This window comes from Photobacterium carnosum, assembly GCF_002849605.1.
Taxonomy (GTDB): domain Bacteria; phylum Pseudomonadota; class Gammaproteobacteria; order Enterobacterales; family Vibrionaceae; genus Photobacterium; species Photobacterium carnosum.
The window spans coordinates 129,493-151,007 of the sequence record NZ_NPIB01000007.1 but is presented as its reverse complement, the minus strand read 5'-3'; the positions used below and the strand labels follow the sequence as shown (position 1 = coordinate 151,007).

Annotated in this window: 15 protein-coding genes, 1 pseudogene and 1 riboswitch; of the genes and pseudogenes, 7 read left to right on the top strand and 9 right to left on the bottom strand. The window is 37.9% G+C overall.

The genetic code is table 11. From position 1 onward, the window contains the following. Positions 1 to 37: 37 nt before the first annotated feature. The gene (locus CIK00_RS08435; RefSeq protein WP_101768443.1) at positions 38 to 1,030 is read right to left on the bottom strand and encodes a DUF2860 family protein; all 993 of its coding nucleotides are present in this window, start codon (positions 1,028 to 1,030) and stop codon (positions 38 to 40) included. 448 nt (positions 1,031 to 1,478) lie between these two features. On the opposite strand from CIK00_RS08435, the gene CIK00_RS08430 reads away from it, so the two are divergent. Beyond that, positions 1,479 to 2,693, top strand: a complete 1,215-nt coding sequence (locus tag CIK00_RS08430; protein WP_101768442.1) for a patatin-like phospholipase family protein — start codon at positions 1,479 to 1,481, stop codon at positions 2,691 to 2,693. A gap of 88 nt (positions 2,694 to 2,781) precedes the next feature. On the opposite strand, the gene CIK00_RS08425 is transcribed toward CIK00_RS08430, so the two are convergent. From CIK00_RS08425 to CIK00_RS08405, 5 genes are all read right to left on the bottom strand, one after another. After that, positions 2,782 to 5,226 (bottom strand): VolA/Pla-1 family phospholipase, encoded by a 2,445-nt coding sequence (locus CIK00_RS08425; RefSeq protein ID WP_101768441.1) that lies wholly within the window; start codon positions 5,224 to 5,226, stop codon positions 2,782 to 2,784. Between the two features lie 33 nt (positions 5,227 to 5,259). Next, positions 5,260 to 6,489, bottom strand: a complete 1,230-nt coding sequence (locus CIK00_RS08420) for an outer membrane protein transport protein (protein WP_101768440.1) — start codon at positions 6,487 to 6,489, stop codon at positions 5,260 to 5,262. Positions 6,490 to 6,839: 350 nt separating this feature from the next. Then, positions 6,840 to 7,748, bottom strand: coding sequence for a manganese-dependent inorganic pyrophosphatase (locus CIK00_RS08415; protein ID WP_101768439.1), 909 nt, complete (start codon positions 7,746 to 7,748; stop codon positions 6,840 to 6,842). Positions 7,749 to 7,996: 248 nt separating this feature from the next. Then, positions 7,997 to 9,001 (bottom strand): GGGtGRT protein, encoded by a 1,005-nt coding sequence (locus CIK00_RS08410; RefSeq protein WP_101768438.1) that lies wholly within the window; start codon positions 8,999 to 9,001, stop codon positions 7,997 to 7,999. Between the two features lie 102 nt (positions 9,002 to 9,103). After that, positions 9,104 to 9,796 (bottom strand): iron-sulfur cluster assembly scaffold protein, encoded by a 693-nt coding sequence (locus CIK00_RS08405; protein WP_101768437.1) that lies wholly within the window; start codon positions 9,794 to 9,796, stop codon positions 9,104 to 9,106. Between the two features lie 214 nt (positions 9,797 to 10,010). Beyond that, positions 10,011 to 10,085, bottom strand: a riboswitch (Fluoride riboswitch). Between the two features lie 381 nt (positions 10,086 to 10,466). Between CIK00_RS08405 and CIK00_RS08400 the strand changes: the two are divergent. From CIK00_RS08400 to emrD, 3 genes and pseudogenes are all read left to right on the top strand, one after another. Continuing rightward, a pseudogene (locus CIK00_RS08400) lies at positions 10,467 to 11,695 on the top strand (alpha/beta fold hydrolase). A 252-nt stretch (positions 11,696 to 11,947) separates the two neighbouring features. Continuing rightward, positions 11,948 to 12,544 carry a GTP cyclohydrolase II gene (locus CIK00_RS08395; RefSeq protein WP_193435461.1) on the top strand — a complete coding sequence of 199 codons (597 nt, stop codon included), beginning with the start codon at positions 11,948 to 11,950 and terminating at the stop codon, positions 12,542 to 12,544. Positions 12,545 to 12,885: 341 nt separating this feature from the next. Next, entirely contained in the window at positions 12,886 to 14,094 is a 1,209-nt protein-coding gene (gene emrD, locus CIK00_RS08390; RefSeq protein WP_101768435.1) for a multidrug efflux MFS transporter EmrD, read from the top strand. A 148-nt stretch (positions 14,095 to 14,242) separates the two neighbouring features. On the opposite strand, the gene CIK00_RS08385 is transcribed toward emrD, so the two are convergent. Continuing rightward, positions 14,243 to 14,569: an HI1450 family dsDNA-mimic protein gene (locus tag CIK00_RS08385; RefSeq protein WP_101768434.1), complete on the bottom strand. Its 327-nt coding sequence runs from the start codon at positions 14,567 to 14,569 to the stop codon at positions 14,243 to 14,245. A gap of 227 nt (positions 14,570 to 14,796) precedes the next feature. Here CIK00_RS08385 and CIK00_RS08380 point away from each other — a divergent pair, with 227 nt between their 5' ends. Both CIK00_RS08380 and CIK00_RS08375 read left to right on the top strand, forming a co-directional pair. Further along, entirely contained in the window at positions 14,797 to 15,567 is a 771-nt protein-coding gene (locus CIK00_RS08380; protein ID WP_232602499.1) for a nucleotidyltransferase domain-containing protein, read from the top strand. A 38-nt stretch (positions 15,568 to 15,605) separates the two neighbouring features. Then, the gene (locus CIK00_RS08375; RefSeq protein ID WP_101768433.1) at positions 15,606 to 17,990 is read left to right on the top strand and encodes a DNA polymerase II; all 2,385 of its coding nucleotides are present in this window, start codon (positions 15,606 to 15,608) and stop codon (positions 17,988 to 17,990) included. A 54-nt stretch (positions 17,991 to 18,044) separates the two neighbouring features. Here CIK00_RS08375 and CIK00_RS08370 read toward each other — a convergent pair whose 3' ends face one another. Together CIK00_RS08370 and rplY are read right to left on the bottom strand one after the other, a co-directional pair. After that, positions 18,045 to 18,362, bottom strand: a complete 318-nt coding sequence (locus tag CIK00_RS08370) for a hypothetical protein (protein ID WP_101768432.1) — start codon at positions 18,360 to 18,362, stop codon at positions 18,045 to 18,047. 362 nt (positions 18,363 to 18,724) lie between these two features. Next, entirely contained in the window at positions 18,725 to 19,003 is a 279-nt protein-coding gene (gene rplY, locus CIK00_RS08365) for a 50S ribosomal protein L25 (RefSeq protein WP_045040311.1), read from the bottom strand. Between the two features lie 323 nt (positions 19,004 to 19,326). Between rplY and CIK00_RS08360 the strand changes: the two genes are divergently transcribed. Then, on the top strand, positions 19,327 to 21,462 hold the full coding sequence (locus tag CIK00_RS08360; RefSeq protein WP_101768431.1) for a TonB-dependent hemoglobin/transferrin/lactoferrin family receptor: 2,136 nt from the start codon (positions 19,327 to 19,329) through the stop codon (positions 21,460 to 21,462). The last annotated feature ends 53 nt before the right edge of the window (positions 21,463 to 21,515 follow it).

Sequence of the window (21,515 nt, the reverse complement as noted above, 5' to 3'; positions counted from 1 at the left end):
CATTAATTAAAGAGTGCCATTATTTATTATGTTGTTATTAGAATTTATAATTTAAACCGATACTAACTAACATCTCGTTACTATCATAAAAGTTTATATTTGATTGTGTTGAGTTATAACCGACGAGAGAAACTAAACCCCAGTTCTTCCAATTAAAGGGTTGGTTATATTCATACGCTAAGAATGCTCCGAATTTATTATCTTGTTGTTTTTTATTAAATACGGGATTAGCTAAGTCAAATAATGCTCTTTTGTAATTTAAAGTAAATGCAAAGCTTGATTGAGGTAATAACTGAATAATAGTCGCGGCTACACCATACATATTATTACGCATGGCATTACCCTCAGCATCAATATTAGTGAAATTAAGAGAGGTTCGTAGAATTAAACTACGACTAAATGGTTTCGTATAAGAGGCTTCAGTATAAAGAACGTTAGCATTACGATTTAGAGTGGCTTGTTCGTTGACAGTCAGCGAAAGTAAAGGATCGTTGCCACTACGTTCATGATCAACACTAAATTTACCGTAGGCAACTTGACCAGAAAAACGAGAACCACGAATGTTGTTAAGCTTGATGCTAAATGCATTAATGCTGGTTTTTGTTTTACTGCGTTCTACATCTTGTAGGTAAGGATCTTGCCATGTTTTTTGAGTCAGTACACCGGGTATATAGCTCAGGGTTAGCATTGAGCTATCAGCAAACTTTTGTCGATAACCTATATCAACATGAAACCGACCAAGAGCAATATCAGAACGGTTAGTACCAAAATAGAGTTGTTTATCACCATCATTAAAGGTGTAACTGAGGCTACCAATAGGGGCAACGAACATTTTATTTTGATCGTCACCGCTACTATTTAGATTTGGTGTAGTGTGATTATCACTATTAAACTGTGAGTTAGATTTACTGTAGCCAACCATGAAAGAAACATCACCGCCAATTCCAGGCGTCCAATCGACGGGTTTTGCCAGTGCCGTGGTGGAGATTATTGTCGTAGCAATTAAGCTGACAGTGAGTAATGGTTTCATTATTTTCCCTATAAAATAAGCTATATAATCAGTAGATTATAATCTTACATAGAATATAAAAAAACTGTTTATTTGCATAGTGTAGCATAATGAAAAGTTTTCTTTATTGGCGATAATGTATTGTGTGAGTATTGTCGTAATGATCGCAATTCATATTGCTTTTAGTAACAACCTGAACAAGACTTAAGGTAATGTTATGTTCCGTATTATAAGAGGGCTTTATTATGAATATTGAATTTAAAATTACGCTAATAACAGTAACTATCATACTTTTCGCATTAGCAGGCTATGGAATTATTGTTGTACATGCATAGTAATTGACACTGCATTATTAGTTAATGTAATAATATTTTTTAGCATTATTGCCTGTTGGTATGTACGAGTTGTATATTCTACTCTCTTAGATATAGTAACGTATGTTGGTTTACATATTTAACAGGGAGAAGCAATGAATTATCTTCCGTTTAGTTTACGTGATTTTAATGAAAAATCGGTCGCTGATTTTTCTTTGATGCTTAACACTACATCGAATAAAAAAATAGCATTAATTGTTCAAGGAGGCGGCCAACGGGGTATATTTTCTGCTGGTGTGCTTGATAGCTTTCTTGATCATCAATTTGATCCATTTGAGTTGTATATTGGTACTTCTGCCGGTGCGCTCAATTTATCTTCTTTTATTAGCCGTCAACCGAGATTTGGTTATCATTTTATTCGTGATGTATCGATGGATGATAAATTTTTTAATCTTTATAAATACCTTAGCAAGCAACAGCCGATGAACTTGGAGTGGGCGTTACAGCAAGTGTCATCCTCTGGGCTATATCCTCTCGATGTTGCAACCGCGCACAAAACATTAATGTGTCGAACTGCACTCGCATGTGCGACCCGTAAAGATACTCTGCAAGATTATTATTTGCCAATGTACCAACAAGATTGGCAAGATGTGCTGTTAGCATCGTGTGCGATTCCTCTGCTTTATAATCAACCTGTCAATATGGATGAGCTTCAATGGGTTGATGGTGGCGTGAGTGCGGCAATTCCTGTTAAAGAAGCATGGCGACGTGGTGCTGATTTAGTGGTGGTTATCCGTACTGAGCCACTAGAGTATAGCGATACAGACAGTAGCGATAATAATGGACGGGGTATTTTTGATGATTGGCGGGAAAACATTGAAATTCAATTACCTTATTATATTGATAAGTTAAGTTTGAATGAGTCAGTTGATAAAATTAAAAATATTCATCAAGAGTTGAGCCAGCGATTTGAACAATGGCGACAACATTATTGGAATGATGAAACTAACGATTCTCAAGAGACTGGATTAGTAAATAAATCGATATCTAAAAAAGGTTGGTTTTCACAGTTAAATGTTGAGCGACTCATAGCGTTAACAGGGCAGGGAACAAACTCTGAAATATTAGAAATGTTAGCGCGTTATCATCATACTTATCGTGATGTGAATGATTTTTTAGTGAATCCACCGCAAGGGTTGCAGGTTATTCAAATTGCACCTGAGAAGGCATTAAATAGTAGTGCGTTATTAAGTAGTTATGAAGATTTAGAGCTTGATTACCAGCAGGGAAAACAAATTGGTGAGCAGTTTGTGACGTCTTTTTCACAGTTATTGAATCAAAAGACCAGTTTGATGCAGCATTTGCGTTAGGTCAATTACATAAAAAAAACACATAAAATAAAGCCTTGATAACTTGCGTGGTATAAACAAGATTATCAAGGCTTTTTGTTAGGCTAGATTATTTATTTAAAAAATCAGCCATATCTTTTTGCATACTCTTTGTTGTTGTTTTAGACGCTTCAATGGTAAAGCTGTCACTTGCTGTTGGCATCGTGACATCGAGTAATGATGTATGGCTGCCTGGTGTATATTCTTTCCAACCTTTAGTTGCATTGTTTAATGCTAAATCTAATTGCTTAATCAGTGGTTCAGTACCGGTGAACGGTGAGTAAGGCAGGTTGTTTGGCGTAGTAATATTTGGAATCGTACTATCACCTTTAACCATTTGCACATAGACAGGGACAGAAGACGGAATACCATCAGCAAGGTTAATCGGATCAACTGGATCCATTACTGTTTGGGCGGCATAAGCGAACTTAACGTAAGTCTCTGTCCATTTAGCGAATAAACTTGGGTTGTTATCTTTAATCGCTGTAATGTTATCAACATAACATTTGTTCAAATCTTTGTGCTTATTATCTTGAGCGACATAACAAACATTCAGTGCTTGTAGAAATTTACCTGTTTCAATTACGTCTGGCGTTATTTGTGCTGGATTAGATACTGAACTTTGTAGAACCCCTGCTTTTAGAAGACCACCAAAACTGCCTGAGTTTAATAGTAGGTAAGGGATCTCGGCCCCAGGGTTTGCTAATGCCAGTTTGTTTATTTCAAAGTATTGTTTATCAAACGCTGGGTTCATTGTTGGACGGTTGGCAATATTACCGACATTAGTACCAACGATTGCGCCTAATGAATGACCCGCAAAACTAACACCGCTATTAGGATTTAACATATCAAGTGGTGATGATGCGGAGTTATTATCCAGCTGTTTTTGTTTTATTGTGCTGAATAATTTACCAATAGATGCTCTAAGGTTCACTACATCAATCGTACTTTGACGTAAGTTATCACGTGCAACGGTTAAGTTTTCAAGATTTAAATACATTGATGGATCTATTGCTGCATTTTTATATACCGTTACGCCACTTTTATTTGTGATATTAATACCACGATCGGTACCATGAAGTGGTTGGTTTATGGCAAAAATTGCGCGGCATTGATCCCCAACTAATTTTTCTGCTAAAGAGGGTAAACCATCACTGTGTGTGGTTAATACACTCTTATCTGCGGTAATACCATGTTGGAAAATAGTGACATCATTAGCACCAAGAGTCTGACATTTTTTACTGTTTGGTAAGACTAAAGTGTAATCAATCGTCTGCACTGATTTAAGTTCAGGTATAGCACTGTAGCGAGTAATTAGACGTTCAGGGTCAAGTTGGTTGCCATTGGCTAAAAATAGCTTTTTACCCATTAATAGAGTGAGTACTTTAATTTGCACTTGTGGGTTTGTCGCCACTTGCGCCATGTCGGTTAGTGTTACTTTCGCAGCGGCTAATTGAGCTAAAATCGTCGCTTTATCCGCATTACTACCATTGCTTAATACATATTTAATCTTAGCAAGGCTTGGCATACCACTTTGCCAAGGGGTATTCATAAATTTGTTAGCACGAATATCTAAGTAATAAGGTAAGGAAATCTTACCAGAGTAAATATTAATTTTACCGTCTACTACTTCTTTATATTTACCGTCTTTGTCTAGATCTAAAGAGAATGTAAATAGTTTGTCTAATTCATTTTGTTTTACAGAATTTGCAATAGCAGAACCTTGCCATACGTTGTGAGCACCAGCATTTATGGCTTCTTCTGTTGCCATCTTCGCTGCAAATAACACATCACCAGATGATAATGTCGTAAACCATGATGAGAAGATAATATCGCGTTTTTGCACAATACCATGGAAAGCTTCTTCTGTGGCGTGAGTGATCTTTTGAGCAGGTAATAATGCAGGTGCTGGTGGCAGATTATTCGATTTTAATAAAGCGTATGAATTACTCATACCAACAGCCTGACCATTCACATCTTTTAAATCATCAGTAACGGCATACATATAGTTACTAGCAGGATCTAACGGTTTTAAAAGAGTGACGATTAAACTATTGCCTAATACCTTGAGCTTAAAATCACCATGCTTACCATCCGTTGATTGGGTTAACTGAGTGACATTATTAGGATCAGTTGGAGTCCCTTTGATTAAATAAAAGCTAGTCGCCGCTGGTGTAGGATCAAGAGCTTTACCTATAAAATTGATCGTAATAGGTTGAGTCGTACTCCAACCGTCGGTTTGTCCCATGGCAACTAATGGATCTGAGGTATTGGTTTTATCTTGCGCCATCGCTTCTGTTGCAAGGGTGCCGTCTTGAGCATCCATCGCTAAATAGGTTGGTAATATTAGCGTTTTATTGGCAGACAAAAGGTCAAAGTTTATTTTTGTTTCAGCATTCAAGCTTGCAGCAATATTAGGATCAATCGGTGATTGATTCTCCAATGTACCATCACTTTTACAGCCCATTAAACTTAATGCAGAGGTGACTAATAATGCTATTGAACGTATCTTCATTGTTATTCCTAATGATTTATAGTTTATTTCGCATTAAAAGCGGTAATTAACTTGTGCAGCAGCAAGGTAAGCTTTGCCTGATGACGTAATGCTGTCATTTTCACTTGCAGGTGTTTGTTCTACAAAGTCAGCTTTTTTACTGTGAATATAAGATACGCCGAGATCAACAGATAGAGCTGGATTGTAATGATAAGTTGCACCCGCTGAGTACCAATAACGATCAGTATCTGGAATGCTTAATGTTGCCTGTCCAGCATTTTGATCAATGGCAAAACCATAACGCAGTGTCCACGTTGGGTTTAATGTATAGGTAGTACCTACAGCCCAACGGTAAGTATCTTTGAAGTTTTCTTTTTTAACAAAACAAGTGCCTGTTTTACATTGAGAACTGATTGCTCTGATTTCTTTAAATTTATTGTATTGCGTCCATTGCACGCTATAGCTAATCGCCCATTGTGGGTTCAGTTGATGAAAGCCTGAAAATTCAGCAATTGCAGGAAGAGGAAGTGCAAGGCTTGCTGCAACGGTTTCATCTCGTTTGGATGTTGCTTGACCCAAGTAGTCAGTAAAATGGCCTTTAAAATTGAGGTCTACTTGTGAACGGTAGCTTAGTCCAAAACGAGTATTGTCATTTAGTTCGTATAACGCACCAACATTCCATCCCCAGCTCCAATCGGTACCTTCCATATTGATAAGGTTATGGCTTGGCGCTGCGTAAGCTAAAGAGCCTAAACGACGATTAAATTCTGCTGTGCCATAAACAAGGCTAACACCGGCACCAATACTTAATTTTGGTGAGATACGATAAGCAATATTCGGATTGAAGTTAACCGTTTCTAATGCAGTTTTACCCGCAAGGCTACCTGCTTGCATCGCTGTAGGGTAGTCAGTGGTCACGCCATAGTTACTAAAAATAGCTAAACCAATCGCTGTTTTATCATTGATAGGCTGAATGTAGTAGGCTGCGGGGACTAGACTTATTGGTGAAATATCTTTTGCAGTTTCATTGTGAGTATGATCATCAATATTGATTGATGGATTAATGACACTCATTACCCCTGAAACTTCAGCATGTTTAAAACGTGTCATTGCGGCAGGGTTACGTGCTAATACCGCAGCGGTGTCTGCTATTGCAGCATCACCGGCGTATGCACGACCAAGACCTGCAGCAGAGTGTTCTGATACCTGATATCCAGCAGCATGCGCTTGGCTTGAAAGTATGGCTGTAATAATGAAGGAGATATGTTTTTTATTTATGGACATTATACTGTCTCTCTATAATTTCTAGTAGCTTCTTGTTCACCCTTCAAAGAAGGCTGGATTTAAAAGAGAGAGGATTATAGTTATACCTCAAGAGAATAATAAGCAAATATGGATAAATATCACAATAAAATAGTTTGTTTGCTTATAATTTACTCATAGCGGTGGTTTTTAGATGTATTTATATTGATTTAAATAATTAAAGTATTTGCTCTAATTTGGAAATTGGTGTAGCACATATTTTATTTTTAGGGGAAAATTGGTGGTTATTATTGGTGTTATTTATCTTTATTATGATCAAAAAAAAGACTCTAAAAAGAGCCTTTTTTATTATCAATAATTAGTTGAAATAATTATTTTGCAAGTACTGTTTGTAGCCAAGGCCAGCCTTGTTTTTTACGGCTTAGCGTATTTTCCATCATTAATACACCGTCTGTTGCGTGTGTATCAAGAATGTGATTCCAATCACCGGTGTAAAGTAGGCGAGTAGTACTTGTTGTAATATCTGTTAGCATTAATGCTGCCAGACCTAAACCGTCTTCGTCACAACGACGTTGAAGATCAGCTTGAAGCTCTTCAATCATGCTATCTACTTGCTCAAGAGTCGCAAGTTCGATTTGACCAACAACAACGTCACGATTGTTGAAAGGGTAGCCTTTAAGATCTTTTTCAACAAGTTGTGCAGCCGTTAGACCTTTGATATCAGTCTTAGCAATTAGTAAGGCTTTGATGAATGATTCTAGGTCTTGTATGTCAGCAATTTGAGCAAGCTCATGTACTGCATCTTTATCTTTTTGAGTACACGTTGGAGATGCAAAACCGACAGTATCAGACAAAATAGCTGACATCATTAGTACGGCTAGTTCACGTGTGATTTTGTGATCTTCAATCTTAAATAAGTTGAATAGAACAGTACAAGTACAACCTACAGGCCAGATCCATGCTTCCATTGGGTTGATTGTCATTACATCACCTAGACGGTGGTGGTCAACAATACCGACAACTTCAGCTTCAGCTAGGTCATCAGGTGCTTGAGCAAGGTCTGAATAGTCAACTAACCATACTTTCTCACCAGCAACACTTGTACGTAGCTCAGGAGCCGTAACGCCAGCTAGCTCAAGGATATGTAGAGTTTCACGGTTCATTTCGCCTTGACGAATTGCTGTCGCCTCAAGACCACGAGCTTTAAGAAACGCTGTACAAACTAGTGCAGAACAAATGCTGTCACTATCTGGGTTTTTGTGACCTACAACTTGGATCATGATATTTCCTTTACTTTATCTGTAACAGCATGGTGCTGTGTAAGATATATAAGATTAACTCGATTCTTGATCGATTATACCTTGAAGATAAATTGTTTTATAGGGATAAGCGAGATCAAGAACTTGGAATGGGGGATGATTGTAGAGTATTTTGCAGAAATAACAATTAAGGATAAAAAATAAAGGCGCAAGTGTCTAATCTTGCGCCTTTTTCGTTATTTGAAGATAAAATCTTTTTTAACTATAGCTTATGCTTTTTGAGCTTGCTCAATAGCAACGGCAACAGCAACAGTTGCGCCAACCATTGGGTTGTTACCCATACCAATAAGACCCATCATTTCAACGTGAGCTGGTACAGATGAAGAACCTGCGAACTGAGCGTCAGAGTGCATACGACCCATAGTATCAGTAAGACCGTAAGAAGCTGGACCTGCAGCAACGTTATCAGGGTGAAGAGTACGACCAGTACCGCCGCCTGATGCTACTGAGAAGTAAGCTTTTCCTGCTTCTAGACGTTCTTTTTTGTACGTACCAGCAACAGGGTGTTGGAAACGTGTTGGGTTAGTTGAGTTACCAGTGATTGAGATATCAACGTCTTCGCGGTGCATAATTGCAACACCTTCACGTACATCATCAGAACCGTAACAGTTGATGTCACCACGTTGTGTTTGAGAGAAACGACGCTCAGAAACAACGTTTAGATCGCCAGTTACGTAATCATATTTAGTTTCAACATAGTTGAAGCCATTGATACGAGCGATTAGGTAAGCAGCATCTTTACCAAGACCGTTAAGAATAACGCGTAGTGGGTTAGTACGTACTTTGTTAGCGTTTAGGGCAATTTTGATTGCGCCTTCAGCTGCTGCAAATGATTCGTGACCAGCAAGGAATGCGAAACATTGTGTTTCGTTACTTAGTAGACGAGCACCTAGACGACCGTGACCAAGACCTACTTGACGTTGGTCTGCAACAGAACCAGGAATACAGAAAGTTTGTAGACCAAGACCTAAGAATTCAGCCGCTTCAGCTGCTGTTTTTGCGCCTTCTTTAAGTGCAATAGCAGCACCTAAAACGTAAGCCCAAGATGCGTTTTCAAACGCGATAGGTTGTGTTTCTTTAACGATGTTGTATGCATCAACACCATGTTCGTTACAGTAATCACGTGCTTCTTCTAGTGAAGCAAAACCATATTGTTCTAGTACTGGAGTGATTTTTGCAATACGACGATCAAAACTTTCAAATAATGCAGCCATGATGGAGTTTCCTCTAATTCGGTAAAAACAATTTCAGTGACGCTGTAACTCTTGAAAAGTTAAAATAAATGCGTCATTTACTTGTGTGATATAGGTCTATGATTACTCGTGACGAGGATCGATAGTACGAACTGCTTCATCAAAGCGACCGTATTGACCCGTAGCTTGTTCCATTGCTTCTGCAGCAGGAACGCCTTTACCGATAGATTCCATCATCTTACCTACGTTTACAAAACGGTAGCCAATGATTTCTTCGTTGTCATCTAATGCAATTTTAGTTACGTAACCTTCAGCCATCTCCATGTAACGAGGGCCTTTAGCAAGAGTACCGTAGTGTGTACCTACTTGGCTACGTAAGCCTTTACCTAGATCTTCAAGACCAGCACCGATTGGTAAACCGTCTAAAGAGAATGCAGTTTGAGTACGACCGTAAACAAATTGAAGGAAGATTTCACGCATTGCAACGTTGATAGCATCACAAACAAGGTCAGTGTTTAGTGCTTCAAGAATAGTTTTACCAGTAAGAATCTCTGAAGCCATTGCAGCAGAGTGAGTCATACCAGAACAACCGATAGTCTCGATTAGAGCTTCTTCAATGATGCCGTTTTTAACGTTAAGTGTTAGTTTTGCAGCACCTTGTTGAGGAGCACAAGTACCAACACCATGGCTTAAGCCAGAAATAGCAATAACATCTTTAGGGCTAACCCAGCGACCTTCTACTGGAATTGGCGCTGACTCGTGTTGTGGACCACGAGAGATAGGACACATGTTTTGAACTTCACTTGAGTATTGCATTGCTCTGCCTCATAGACACCGCTTTATAAGTAATAAAATAATACATATTGTAGGTATTAATCTATTACAGTGAGCAGTGTAGAATTGATAATTCGTTATCGTGCAGGTAATAAGAAGAGGACGGATACGTAAACAACGCGACGTGTTTGAAAATGAACATCTATCGTTAGATATTCAATAGAAAATAACACGGACCTCAACTATTAAAAGCCGAATGTTGTCAGACGTCATTATCCTTAAAGAAATTCAATAAGGCGGTTAAAGGAGGAACATCATCTCCCGCTATAACGATTATTATAATAATTTATCATTTATAGCAACAAAATAGATTTTAATACCTATATTTGTTAATGGAGTAAATATACGCTTTTTTTTATAAATAATATTACTTAAATTTTGAAAGAAAGATTTCAAATATGAAATCATTAACTGATAATTATTCTTATTAATATTTGTGGTTATTAAATAAAAAACAGTAATATTGTAAAGTGTTAATATTAAAGTATTTTTTATTTTAACAATTAAATCATCAAAAAAATAAAAATAATATTAGAGTTAAATGTATTATTATTTGTACAATGCTAAATGATAATCGTTTTTATTGTTAAGGGAGATAATACCATTGCAAGACTTTATTCAGAATGATGAACTTTGCTTTCGAAATATAAATATGAATGTACCTTTAAATTATGAACAAATAACCGAGGGTTCATTAACTATTTTTGCACGAGAGGTTGTACATAAATCCAACATTAATAAAGAATCACCTTGGTTGGTTTATTTACAAGGTGGTCCAGGGTTTGCTGCTCCACGACCAGAAGCAAACAGTGGTTGGTTAAGAGTCGCGTTAAAATACTATCGGGTATTATTACTTGATCAACGTGGTACTGGTGCGAGTAGTGCGATTTCTCATCAAACATTAGCGGCAAAATCACCGCAACAACAAGCTGAATATTTAACGCATTTTCGTGCTGACAATATTGTTCGAGATGCGGAACAATTACGTCAATATTTAGATATTGATCAATGGGCATTGCTTGGACAAAGTTTTGGTGGTTTTTGCGCATTGCATTATTTGTCTTTTTATCCGCATAGTTTGTCGCGTGTCTTTATGACGGGCGGAATACCATCGCTCACCGCAACAGCTGATGAGGTGTATCAAGCAACCTATAAAAGAGTAGCAGATAAAAATAAGGCTTTTTTTAAACGTTTTGCTGGCGCACAACAACAGTGTAACGCTATTGCTGAGTACATTATAAACAATAAGGTCTATTTACCGAATGAGCAATTATTTACGGTTGAACAATTTCAAACATGGGGCATAACACTCGGCGGTACGGGTGGGGATTTGGCGATGTACTATGCGTTAGAAAGCGCATTTGTAGAAGTCGAAGGGCAGCAAGTCTTGAGCTATACTTTTCTTAATACATGCTGAACCAACAGAGTTACCAAACTAATCCTATTTATGCGATTTTGCATGAGGCTATTTATTGCCAGCAACAAGCATCTGACTGGGCAGCTGAGCGAGTACGTCAGCAATATCCTCAATACCATTATCAAAAAGGCAGTGATTTGAGTTTTACGGGTGAAATGGTTTATCCGTGGATGTTTGATCAAATGACATGTTTGCAACCATTACGCGAAGCTGCACATTTATTAGCAGCAAAAGAAGACTGGCCACTATTATATTGTGAACAGCAATTGGCTAAAAATACTGTACCGATTGCCGCTGCGGTGTATGTTGAAGATATGTATGTTGAATATCGCTATAGTTGTGAAACCTTAGCCTTATTAGCAAATGCGAAATCATGGCAAACAAATCAATATGAGCATAATGGCTTACGTGTTGATGGTGAATATATTTTTGAGCGACTTATTACGTTAGCCGATAGTATGTAAGATCAATACAGCGTTAAAGGTGTATTTATTTTGTCATTTTATCGCTAATATTATCTATTGTCATTAAACGTTATAATATAACATTTAAATTTGTGGCACTAAGTGGTAATGTAACGCATTCAAAATAAATGTGGATTAATGATCCTGATTGATTTTGGATATAGTTGTTGTTAGTACCCTAATTTCGGTATTATTTAATCATAATCAAATACCCCTCTATGGCAGGGGTGTAAAGAAATGCTTAGGAAGAATATGGTAAATGTTAGGGCAAGAGTGCCTTTTAAAGTAGGTCTTAACAGCAATATCCCAGCTGAATTGCTTTCATTCAACGGTCTTGATTCAGGTAAAGAGCATGTTGCCATTATTTTTCAAGACGCAGATAAAACGCTAGTCCCTTTGGTTCGTATGCATTCTGAATGTTTAACGGGCGATGTGTTTCATTCTTCGCGTTGTGATTGTGGCGAACAACTTGATGAAACTATCGAAAAAATGGGTAAAGTTGGCGGTATCATTCTTTACTTACGCCAAGAAGGGCGTGGCATTGGTTTATATAATAAAATCGATGCCTATGAATTACAGACTCAAGGTATGAATACCTATGAGGCGAATAATCATCTGGGTTTTGATGATGATTTACGTGAATTTTCTGAAGCAGCCAACATGTTAAGAGCTTTAGGGATTAATGAAGTACGCCTCGTGACGAATAATCCTAAAAAGATTCGTGACTTAGAAGAACATGGTATCAATATCGTTGAAGTTGTTGGTACGAAAGCACATGTTAAAGATGGCAATGAAAATTATTTAAAAGTGAAAGCTTCACATGGTAAGCATCGCTTAAAGTTTGACTAATATTGATAAAACCATAGAGCCTCGTAATATTCTTTGTCTAATTGAAATATTACGGGGCTTTTTTGGGCTAAAAAACGCCCCTAATGCTTATCTTTACTTTGGATTAGTTTTTCTAATGCAGACCATAATAAACTATCGTGCATTATGAACAAGATTCACTTGTTAGTTATTAATCAGAAGACTACTATTTGCGCTTATTTTACAGGCATAGATACTATTTAAACGAACACGTTCGTCTTCAATAGCAGTGATACACTATTCTATATTTTTTTTCTTATTTAATATGTTGATTATTAATAATTAATTAACTAACAATATTAATCTTTTTGAGGGTGACGGTTGTGATTAAGCAATCTTCGGCTAGTAATACAAGTAAATTATTAATACTAATAATTGTTCTAGTTGCTGTAGGGCAAATGACACAAACAATGTATGTGCCAGCGATACCTGATATGGCAACATTTTTTTCTGTTAAATCCGCATATTTACAAGCGGTAATGGCTGTATACCTTATTCCGTATGGATTATCACAGTTTATTTATGGTCCATTGTCTGATCGTATAGGTCGTCGACCTGTAATCATTGCGGGAATGGTGATTTTCCTTATTGGTACCATCGGCACCTTATTATCATCAAATTTCCATTGGTTCTTGTTTGCTACCTTTATTCAAGGTTGTGGTACAGGTTGTAGTGGTGCGATGTGTCGTACAGTACCTCGTGATAGTTATGATGGAGATGATTTACACCAAGCTAATAGTTTAATTAGTATGGGTGTTATTTTATCACCACTGATTGCACCTGTTTTAGGGGGTTATCTTTCTAAGCATTTTGGTTGGGAATCGGTGTATGCGTTTCTATTAGTATTTGGTGCTGTAGTGACGCTTGCCATGATGCGATATTTTAGTGAAACATTACCTCCAGAGAAGCGTCATGTTGAACGTGTATGGGTAAGTTACCGATATGTATTAAGTAATCGTCGTTTTCAAGGCTATGTTATTTGTCTTATCGCAACATTTGCGGGTATTGCTGTATTTGAAGCATCGGCGGGTGTCTTACTTGGTAGTGTGCTGAAATTAGATCCTATCACTGTTAGTTGGTTGTTTATTTTACCTTTGCCTGGTTATTTAGGCGGCGCTTGGTTATCTGGTCGATTAGTACGACGTCTTGGTGTTGATCGGGTATTGGTTATCGGCATGATTGCACTTGTGCTGGGTGCAGTGACGATTATTATTCCTGGTTTTGCGGGTTTAATTACGATTAAGAGTTTGATTGGCGGTGCGTTCTTGTATTTTGTAGGTACTGGTATGCTATGTCCTGTTGCAACGACTGCGGCAGTGCAACCCTTTCCTAATCATGCAGGAACCGCTGGCGCTGTGCTTGGTGGTTTGCAAAATGTAGGCGCTGGTTCTGCAACATTAGCGGCATCATTTATGAATGCTCAAAGCCAATTTAGCTTAGGTGCAGTGATGACTGTAATGTCGATTATTGTCATAATGAGCTTATGGTGGATCCGTTACAGTAAACAAGATACGACGATTCTTGCTCGTTAATGATATTTGTACGTAAGATTATTGGTTAGCGAATCGCAAATTAGTAATCGTGATTAGAAAGACAAAAGGCGCGGAATACGACTTTCTTACTAGTTAATGTCTAGTTGAAAGTTATATCCCGCGCCTTTTTTATGGGGTAGCGATTGACTTAGTCACGCTTCCATAAAATGTGACAGCCTTTATTTTCAGGATCACGGCTGATCAGTAAACGCGCGAAAACATCATCAAGTTCGTTATTTTCTTCGTTAACTAGACCTACACAGACTTCTGCGTAAAGATCTTTATCGATTTCACACGCTAAATGTTCTTCCCAATCATCACGGGTTTCAACAACTTCCGCTGCGCCACGCTCGTCAAATTGTAGAGTGAAAAGCAATACGTCTGCAGACTCTAAGTTATCTGCTGCCATTTCTAGAAAAATATCGTATGCAACGTCAATAACATCATCGTATGAAATAAGGTTTTTTGTTTCCATGATACTGATTGATCTCTATCTGTGTTTAGTGGTGTTATTATACCGAAACCCTTGGAATATGCGATATTTAGCGATAATCGTTAATTGTATGGATAATTATTCTATTTGATGTCGATATGGTTGGGTAATCATCGTTGGGTAATATTAGGATTTTTCGGTAAGTTAATGACTTAGATTGATAATAAAACGTCATTAATATGTGTTAGTTGATGTAATGAGTATGTTTTGTGGCTAAGTTTTTACCTCAGTTGGATAGTCAAACCGCTTTTCAATTAGATTTCATGCCATTGCTTATGGCTGCTGTTACAGATTTACAATCTCAAGTGACGGTATTACACAGTATTTATCTTAATGGCAGTATTGCTTATCGGCAGGCAACGCGCGGTATTTCCGATTTGAATTTGACCGTGGTGATCACGTCGCCATTAACAGTGGAAGATCAACGTCGAATAGCCAGTGTGTCACAGACGTTACGCCGTGATTATCCTGTGATTTCAGCGATTGATATTACATGGGTACTGCTTGATGATGTACTGTCTATTGCTGCCATCTTTAAATGGGGCTTTTGGCTAAAACATTGTAGTGTGTGTTTATATGGTACTAACCTCAGTGAACAATTTGGTGATTTTGAACCTTGTTGGGAAATAGCAAAAGCGTTCAATTACGATATTGCAATCGCTTTAGTGGCGATAGAACAACAGATTAGGCGCACTAAAAGTATTAGCGAATATCAATATTATTGTCGGTGCGCGGGTAAGAAAATGTTAAGAAGTTGCTTTATGCTGGTGGCTATTTACGTTGATGATTGGGCATATACTGATCAACAATGCGCCGATTTTTTTCTGACGCATTACCCAGATAAAGCAACAGAGATTGAACGATTATTTGTGTTAATTAATGGCCCACAAGTACCAAAGAAAGCGTCTATTTTTATGTTGTCGCAATTTGGCGCATGGATCGTGAATGAGTTTAATAATATTGAACGAAAAATTGGCTAACACTTATTTTACCCTATTAAAATCAGATTGAGGTTTCTTTGCAGTCAAATTCAACCGGGTTTGTATTAACTCGTCAAAGTCGAGATATAAAAGGACAAACGGAAATTGTTCTGTGGGTAAAAACCGCCACGGGTCCTTGTCGATTATCGATTGTTGGCGATAAACCTGTGCTCTTTATTTGTGCAGATCAGCAGCAACAAGCCATGGATATTATTCGAGCGACTAATATTCAAGTGCAGTGGAAACCGTTAACGCTCAAAACATTTCAGCATCAGAATATCGTTGGTTGTTATAGCGATACTATTCGTGACAATTACGCCATTAGTAAAAGTTTACAGGCTGAAGGGATTCAGGCATTTGAAGCAGATATTCGATTGGCTGATCGCTTTTTGATGGAACGTTTTATTCGTGGTGGGCTAGTTTTTTCTGGGGAGGTAAAACAGCGTAATGGTTATCAAGATATATTGTTTACTAAAGCCAAAGCCGCTGACTATATTCCAACTCTGACCTTGGTATCTCTAGATATTGAGTGTTCAGAAAAAGGGGTTTTATACTCGATTGGTTTTCATAGCCAGATGGACAGTCGCGTCATTATGGTCGGAGAGCGTCCCGCTGATTATGATGCTAATGCTGAACTTAATATTGAATGGGTGGCTGACGAAAAAGCATTGTTGTTGGCGTTAGAAGCATGGTTTATTGAGCATGATCCGGACATCATTATTGGTTGGAACGTGATTGATTTTGATTTCCGATTACTGTTGCATCGTGCAGAATGGAATAAAATTAGTCTTCGTATCGGTCGCGGTAAACAAACCCCGCATTATCGACATTCGACTCAAAATGCCAATCAAGGTTTTATCAGTGTTCCTGGTCGGGTTGTCATGGACGGTATTGATACCTTAAAAACGGCGTCTTATAATTTTCGATCGTGGTCGTTAGAAGCGGTTTCGCAAGAACTATTAGGTGAAGGTAAAGCGATTCATAATGTGCATGATCGTATGGCTGAAATTAATCATATGTTTAAGCACGATAAGTGTTCATTGGCTAAATATAACCTGCAAGATTGTAAGTTAGTTACGCGAATCTTTAAACAAACACATTTGTTAGCGTTTGCGATAGAGCGAAGTCGTCTTACGGGGGTGGAGCTTGATCGTATTGGGGGTTCAGTTGCGGCATTTACTAATCTTTATATGCCGCAATTACACCGCGCAGGTTATATAGCCCCTAATCTTGAAAGTGAAAATTGGATCGCCAGCCCTGGTGGTTATGTGATGGATTCTAAGCCTGGGTTATATGATTCAGTGTTAGTCTTAGATTTTAAGTCACTGTATCCCTCTATTATTCGATCATTTAGGATCGATCCAATGGGCTTGGTGGAAGGTTTATTGTTAGAAGAGGGTAAAGCTGAACACCAAGCTATTGCTGGTTTTCGTGGTGGTCAGTTTCATCGAACACGTCACTTTTTACCTGAAATGATTGAATCATTATGGGCTGCCCGTGATCGGGCTAAACGTGAGGGAGATAAAGCTTTTTCACAAGCGATTAAGATCATTATGAACTCGTTTTATGGTGTATTAGGATCATCTGGCTGCCGTTTTTTTGATCACCGTTTAGCATCGTCAATTACTATGCGTGGTCATGAAATTATGAAGTTCACTCGTGAGTTGATTGAAGCAAAAGGTTATGAAGTGATTTATGGTGATACAGATTCGACTTTTGTATCGCTTAAAAGTGCTCACTCTCAGCAAGATGCAAATCATATTGGAAATACATTAGTTGAGCATATCAACCAATGGTGGCAACAACACTTACAACAACACTATGGTTTAGTGTCTGCATTAGAAATTGAATATGAAATTCACTACCATAAATTTCTAATGCCAACCATTCGTGGACAAGAAACGGGCAGTAAAAAGCGTTATGCGGGATTAGTGTGGCGTGGTGATGCTGAACAAATGGTCTTTAAAGGTTTAGAAACAGTACGAACTGATTGGACACCGTTAGCTCAACATTTTCAACAAACATTATATTCTATGGTATTTCATGATCAGGCTGTTGATGATTACGTACGTGATTATACCAATCGAACTTTAGCGGGGGAGTTTGATGATCAATTAGTTTATCGTAAGCGTTTACGCCGTAATTTAGAGGATTATCAGAAAAATATTCCGCCCCAAGTGCGAGCGGCAAGGTTGGCAGATGAAATGAATGCTAAGCTAGGACGTCCGTTGCAATATCAACAAAAAGGGGCAATAGAATATGTATTTACAACTTCAGGCGCTGAACCCGTAGAATATCGTCAAAGTGCTATTGATTATAATCATTATTTAGAAAAGCAATTAAAACCCGTAGCTGATGGTATCCTTCTTTTTATTGGAAAATCGTTTGATAATATAACCGCGCCGCAGTTAGGTTTGTTTTAATGGAACAATGAAAACGCGCTATATTGAGCGCGCTTCGATTTAAAACAAAGACGGTTAGTCAAAGTAAGTGACATGTTTTATTGTATCAGTACTTGCTAAAATAGGGTCAAAATTAATGACACCACGATTTTGAGTACAAATTTTATAAACATTATCACATTCAAAAATAGCTAAAATTTCATCCTTAGCGCAAAAAATTTCAGGTGGTAATTTCCCTATCTCACCTATACATTCAACGCCTTCATGGGTCCAAACTAATTTTTGAATACGTTTATTAGTCGTCGGTGTTGGGGCTGATACATGTTCTGCAATCGATGAATAAACCGATTGTGCTTGATCAATATTTTTAGCTAATGGTACGAAAAAATCCATGGTTCCCTCCAGTTAATACATTTATTATTTTATAGATAAATAAATGCATTTAAGTGATAAATAATTATCTACCGTGACAATATTAATAACCTTAGCAGAATTAGTGACCAAAAATCAACACGACAAAATAACAATTAATATTTATAACAAACACAATATAGAAGCATTAGGAACATTACTCAGTGCGTTTATACGATTTAAATACCGCGAGGGGAGCATGATTTATGCTCAATAAAGGAGAGTGTAATAACAAAAGAGTAGAATGACATGGAACAGCTGAATTTTTGACGATATTCATAAATCGCAGTCATAAAAAAAGCACTCCGAAGAGTGCTTTTTTGAAGAGTTTTATGAACCCGCAATTAGATGCGTTTAAAGTCCATGTGCTCAACCTTTGGCTTGTACACGTGACGTTGGATGTCTTGAGGCTTAACCTTAACTTCCTGGCCATCGATTACAAGAACAAAACCTTCGTAGAACTCAGGCTTATCCATTTGGTTGATAACATCACTGTGCTTAAGAGCGATAGCTACTGGTGCAGCTTCGCCACCGTAAACGATTGCTGGGAAGTGCTCAGTAAGACGAAGGCGGCGGCTCGCACCTTTACCAAGGTCTGTACGTACAATTGCATTAAATTTCATAATCAATACTCTTTGATTTAATAAAGTTACTAAGTAATGCGACCTTACTTAGCATCGTAAAACGAGCGCGCATACTAACAATCAAAACAAGTACATGCAAGCACATTAAACGTAATGGACTTTTTTTTATTGGTTAAGGGAATTATTGATTATTATACCAGCGTTTAACGTGTTTTTTATTTCCTTAAACAACGGCTTATTTATAAAAAATAATAATGAGATCGCAAGCACATAAATACACATGATAACGATAGTAATTCTCATTCGTATATGTATAATCATCGGCGAACTATATTGTTGGATTTTTGTTAAAGCAGGGAATTATGAATAAGCAACTGACACTTATTGCCAGCTCACTCGTTATGGCATTTTCTTCACCATCACTTTTTGCGCAAGATAGCGTTTCTCAATTTGATGAAATTGTTGTTTCAGGTACTCGAACAGAAGAGTCGATAAAAAACATACCCGCTTCTGTAGCTAAAATTACCGCTGAACAAATGAATAAAAATTTAGCCACAGATGTAAAGCAAGCATTGAAATATGAACCCGGAGTGTCGGTTAATGGTAATGGTCGATTTGGTATGGAAGATATTACCATTCGAGGCATGAAAGGCAGTCGCGTTAAAGTGTTAGTTGATGGGGTTGAACAGCCAGCATCTTATAATCCTGGTGCTGATGCAATGCGTAAGAATAGCAATAACTATGAGATTGATACGCTCAAAGCAATTGAAGTGAATAAAGGACCGACATCAACCCTTTATGGCAGTGATGCTTTGGGCGGTACTGTGATCATGCGCACTAAAAATCCTGAAGACTTATTAAACGGTGAATCATCACATGTCGGTTTAAAGAGTGGTTATGCAAGTGCAGATGATCAATATAAGTTAGGTGTTGAAGCGGCTAAGCAAATAGGTGATTTAGAGACAATGATCATCTACACCTACCGTAATGGCCATGAAACCGATGCTTATGATACTCATGATAACAGCAAAGGGGTAACGCGTAAGTCAGCTGATCCGTTGAATATTGAATCGCACAACGTGTTAGCAAAAGCGTTCTATCAGATAAACAACGCTAACCGTATTGGGTTTACGGGTGAGTATTATACGCGTAGTGCTAATGGCGATATTTTGTCTCGTGATGGTTATAGCGTTATGCCTGGGTTTACTTATACTAAAACTCGCGGTGTCGATGAGGATAGCCGTAAACGATTTGGTTTTGAGCATGAATGGCTAGCGAATAATGCCGTGTTTGACTCATTAAAATGGCAAGTCAATTGGCAACAACAACATAGCCAACATGATAATTATGATCATACCGATATGTTTGGTGATCGTAACCGTTATCGTGAAGGGGAAGATACCAGTAAGCAATTTGATATTCAGTTTGCTAAAGCCATTGAGTTGACGCAATCACGCCACAAACTGACTTACGGTGCGACGATCGTCAATGATGAGTTTGATTTAAATTACATTGATTATAATGTAGATAATGGCACTTCAAAGCCAGGGCCGACGGAAGTGCCTAAGGCGAAATCTGAAAAACGTGGCGTGTTTATTCAAGATCAGATCTTCATGCTTAATGATAAAGCCGTGGTGACAGCTGGCGCACGTTATGATGAATTTGAGGCTAAACCTGATTCAAATTCTGGTTTGGAAGATCATAAAAGTGAGGCATTTACTGCCCGTTTAGGTGCGGTATACCATTGGAACGATAATTTCAGTACTTATGCTCAATACAGTCAAGGATTCAGAGCGCCAACACTGTATGAAATGTATTACGATAAAAGTAACATTCCCCACGGGTACATTATTAAATCAAACCCTAATCTTAAACCTGAAGAAAGTAATTCTTATGAGTTAGGATTACGTGCAGAAAATCGTATCGGTAATGTAACCGCATCTGTTTACTATAATGATTACTCTAATTTTATTCAGAAAGTGACAACAAACTCTAATAATATCGAGATTACGACCAATGAAAATATAGATAAAGCCCGTATTTACGGTGCAGAACTATCGGCGAACGTATGGTTAGATGAAATTATTAATGCGCCAATGGGGACTTACGCAAAAGTATCTGTTGCATACATTGATGGTGAAGATAAACAAACAGGTAAAACACTTGATACGATTGCACCCTTAACCTCAGTGATTGGTGTCGGTTATGATGCCCCTAATGAAGCGTGGGGAACGGCCTTAGATGTTAAGATGGTTGCAGCAAAAGATAATTGGCAAGATAAAAGTAATCTGAATGTTGCTGGCTACACCGTGGTTGATTTAACGACGTATTACCGCCCAGTAAAAGACATGACAGTGCGTGCGGGGCTGTTTAACGCATTAGATAAAGAATATTGGCAGTATCAAGATTTGGCGGGTACGAACCAAACGACAGATGGAATTGATCGTCGCAGTCAACCTGGACGTAACTTTGGTGTTAATGTTAATTATGATTTTTAACTAAATAGTAAAATAGCCAGATAAAACAAAGCCGTGTCATGATCTTTTATTAT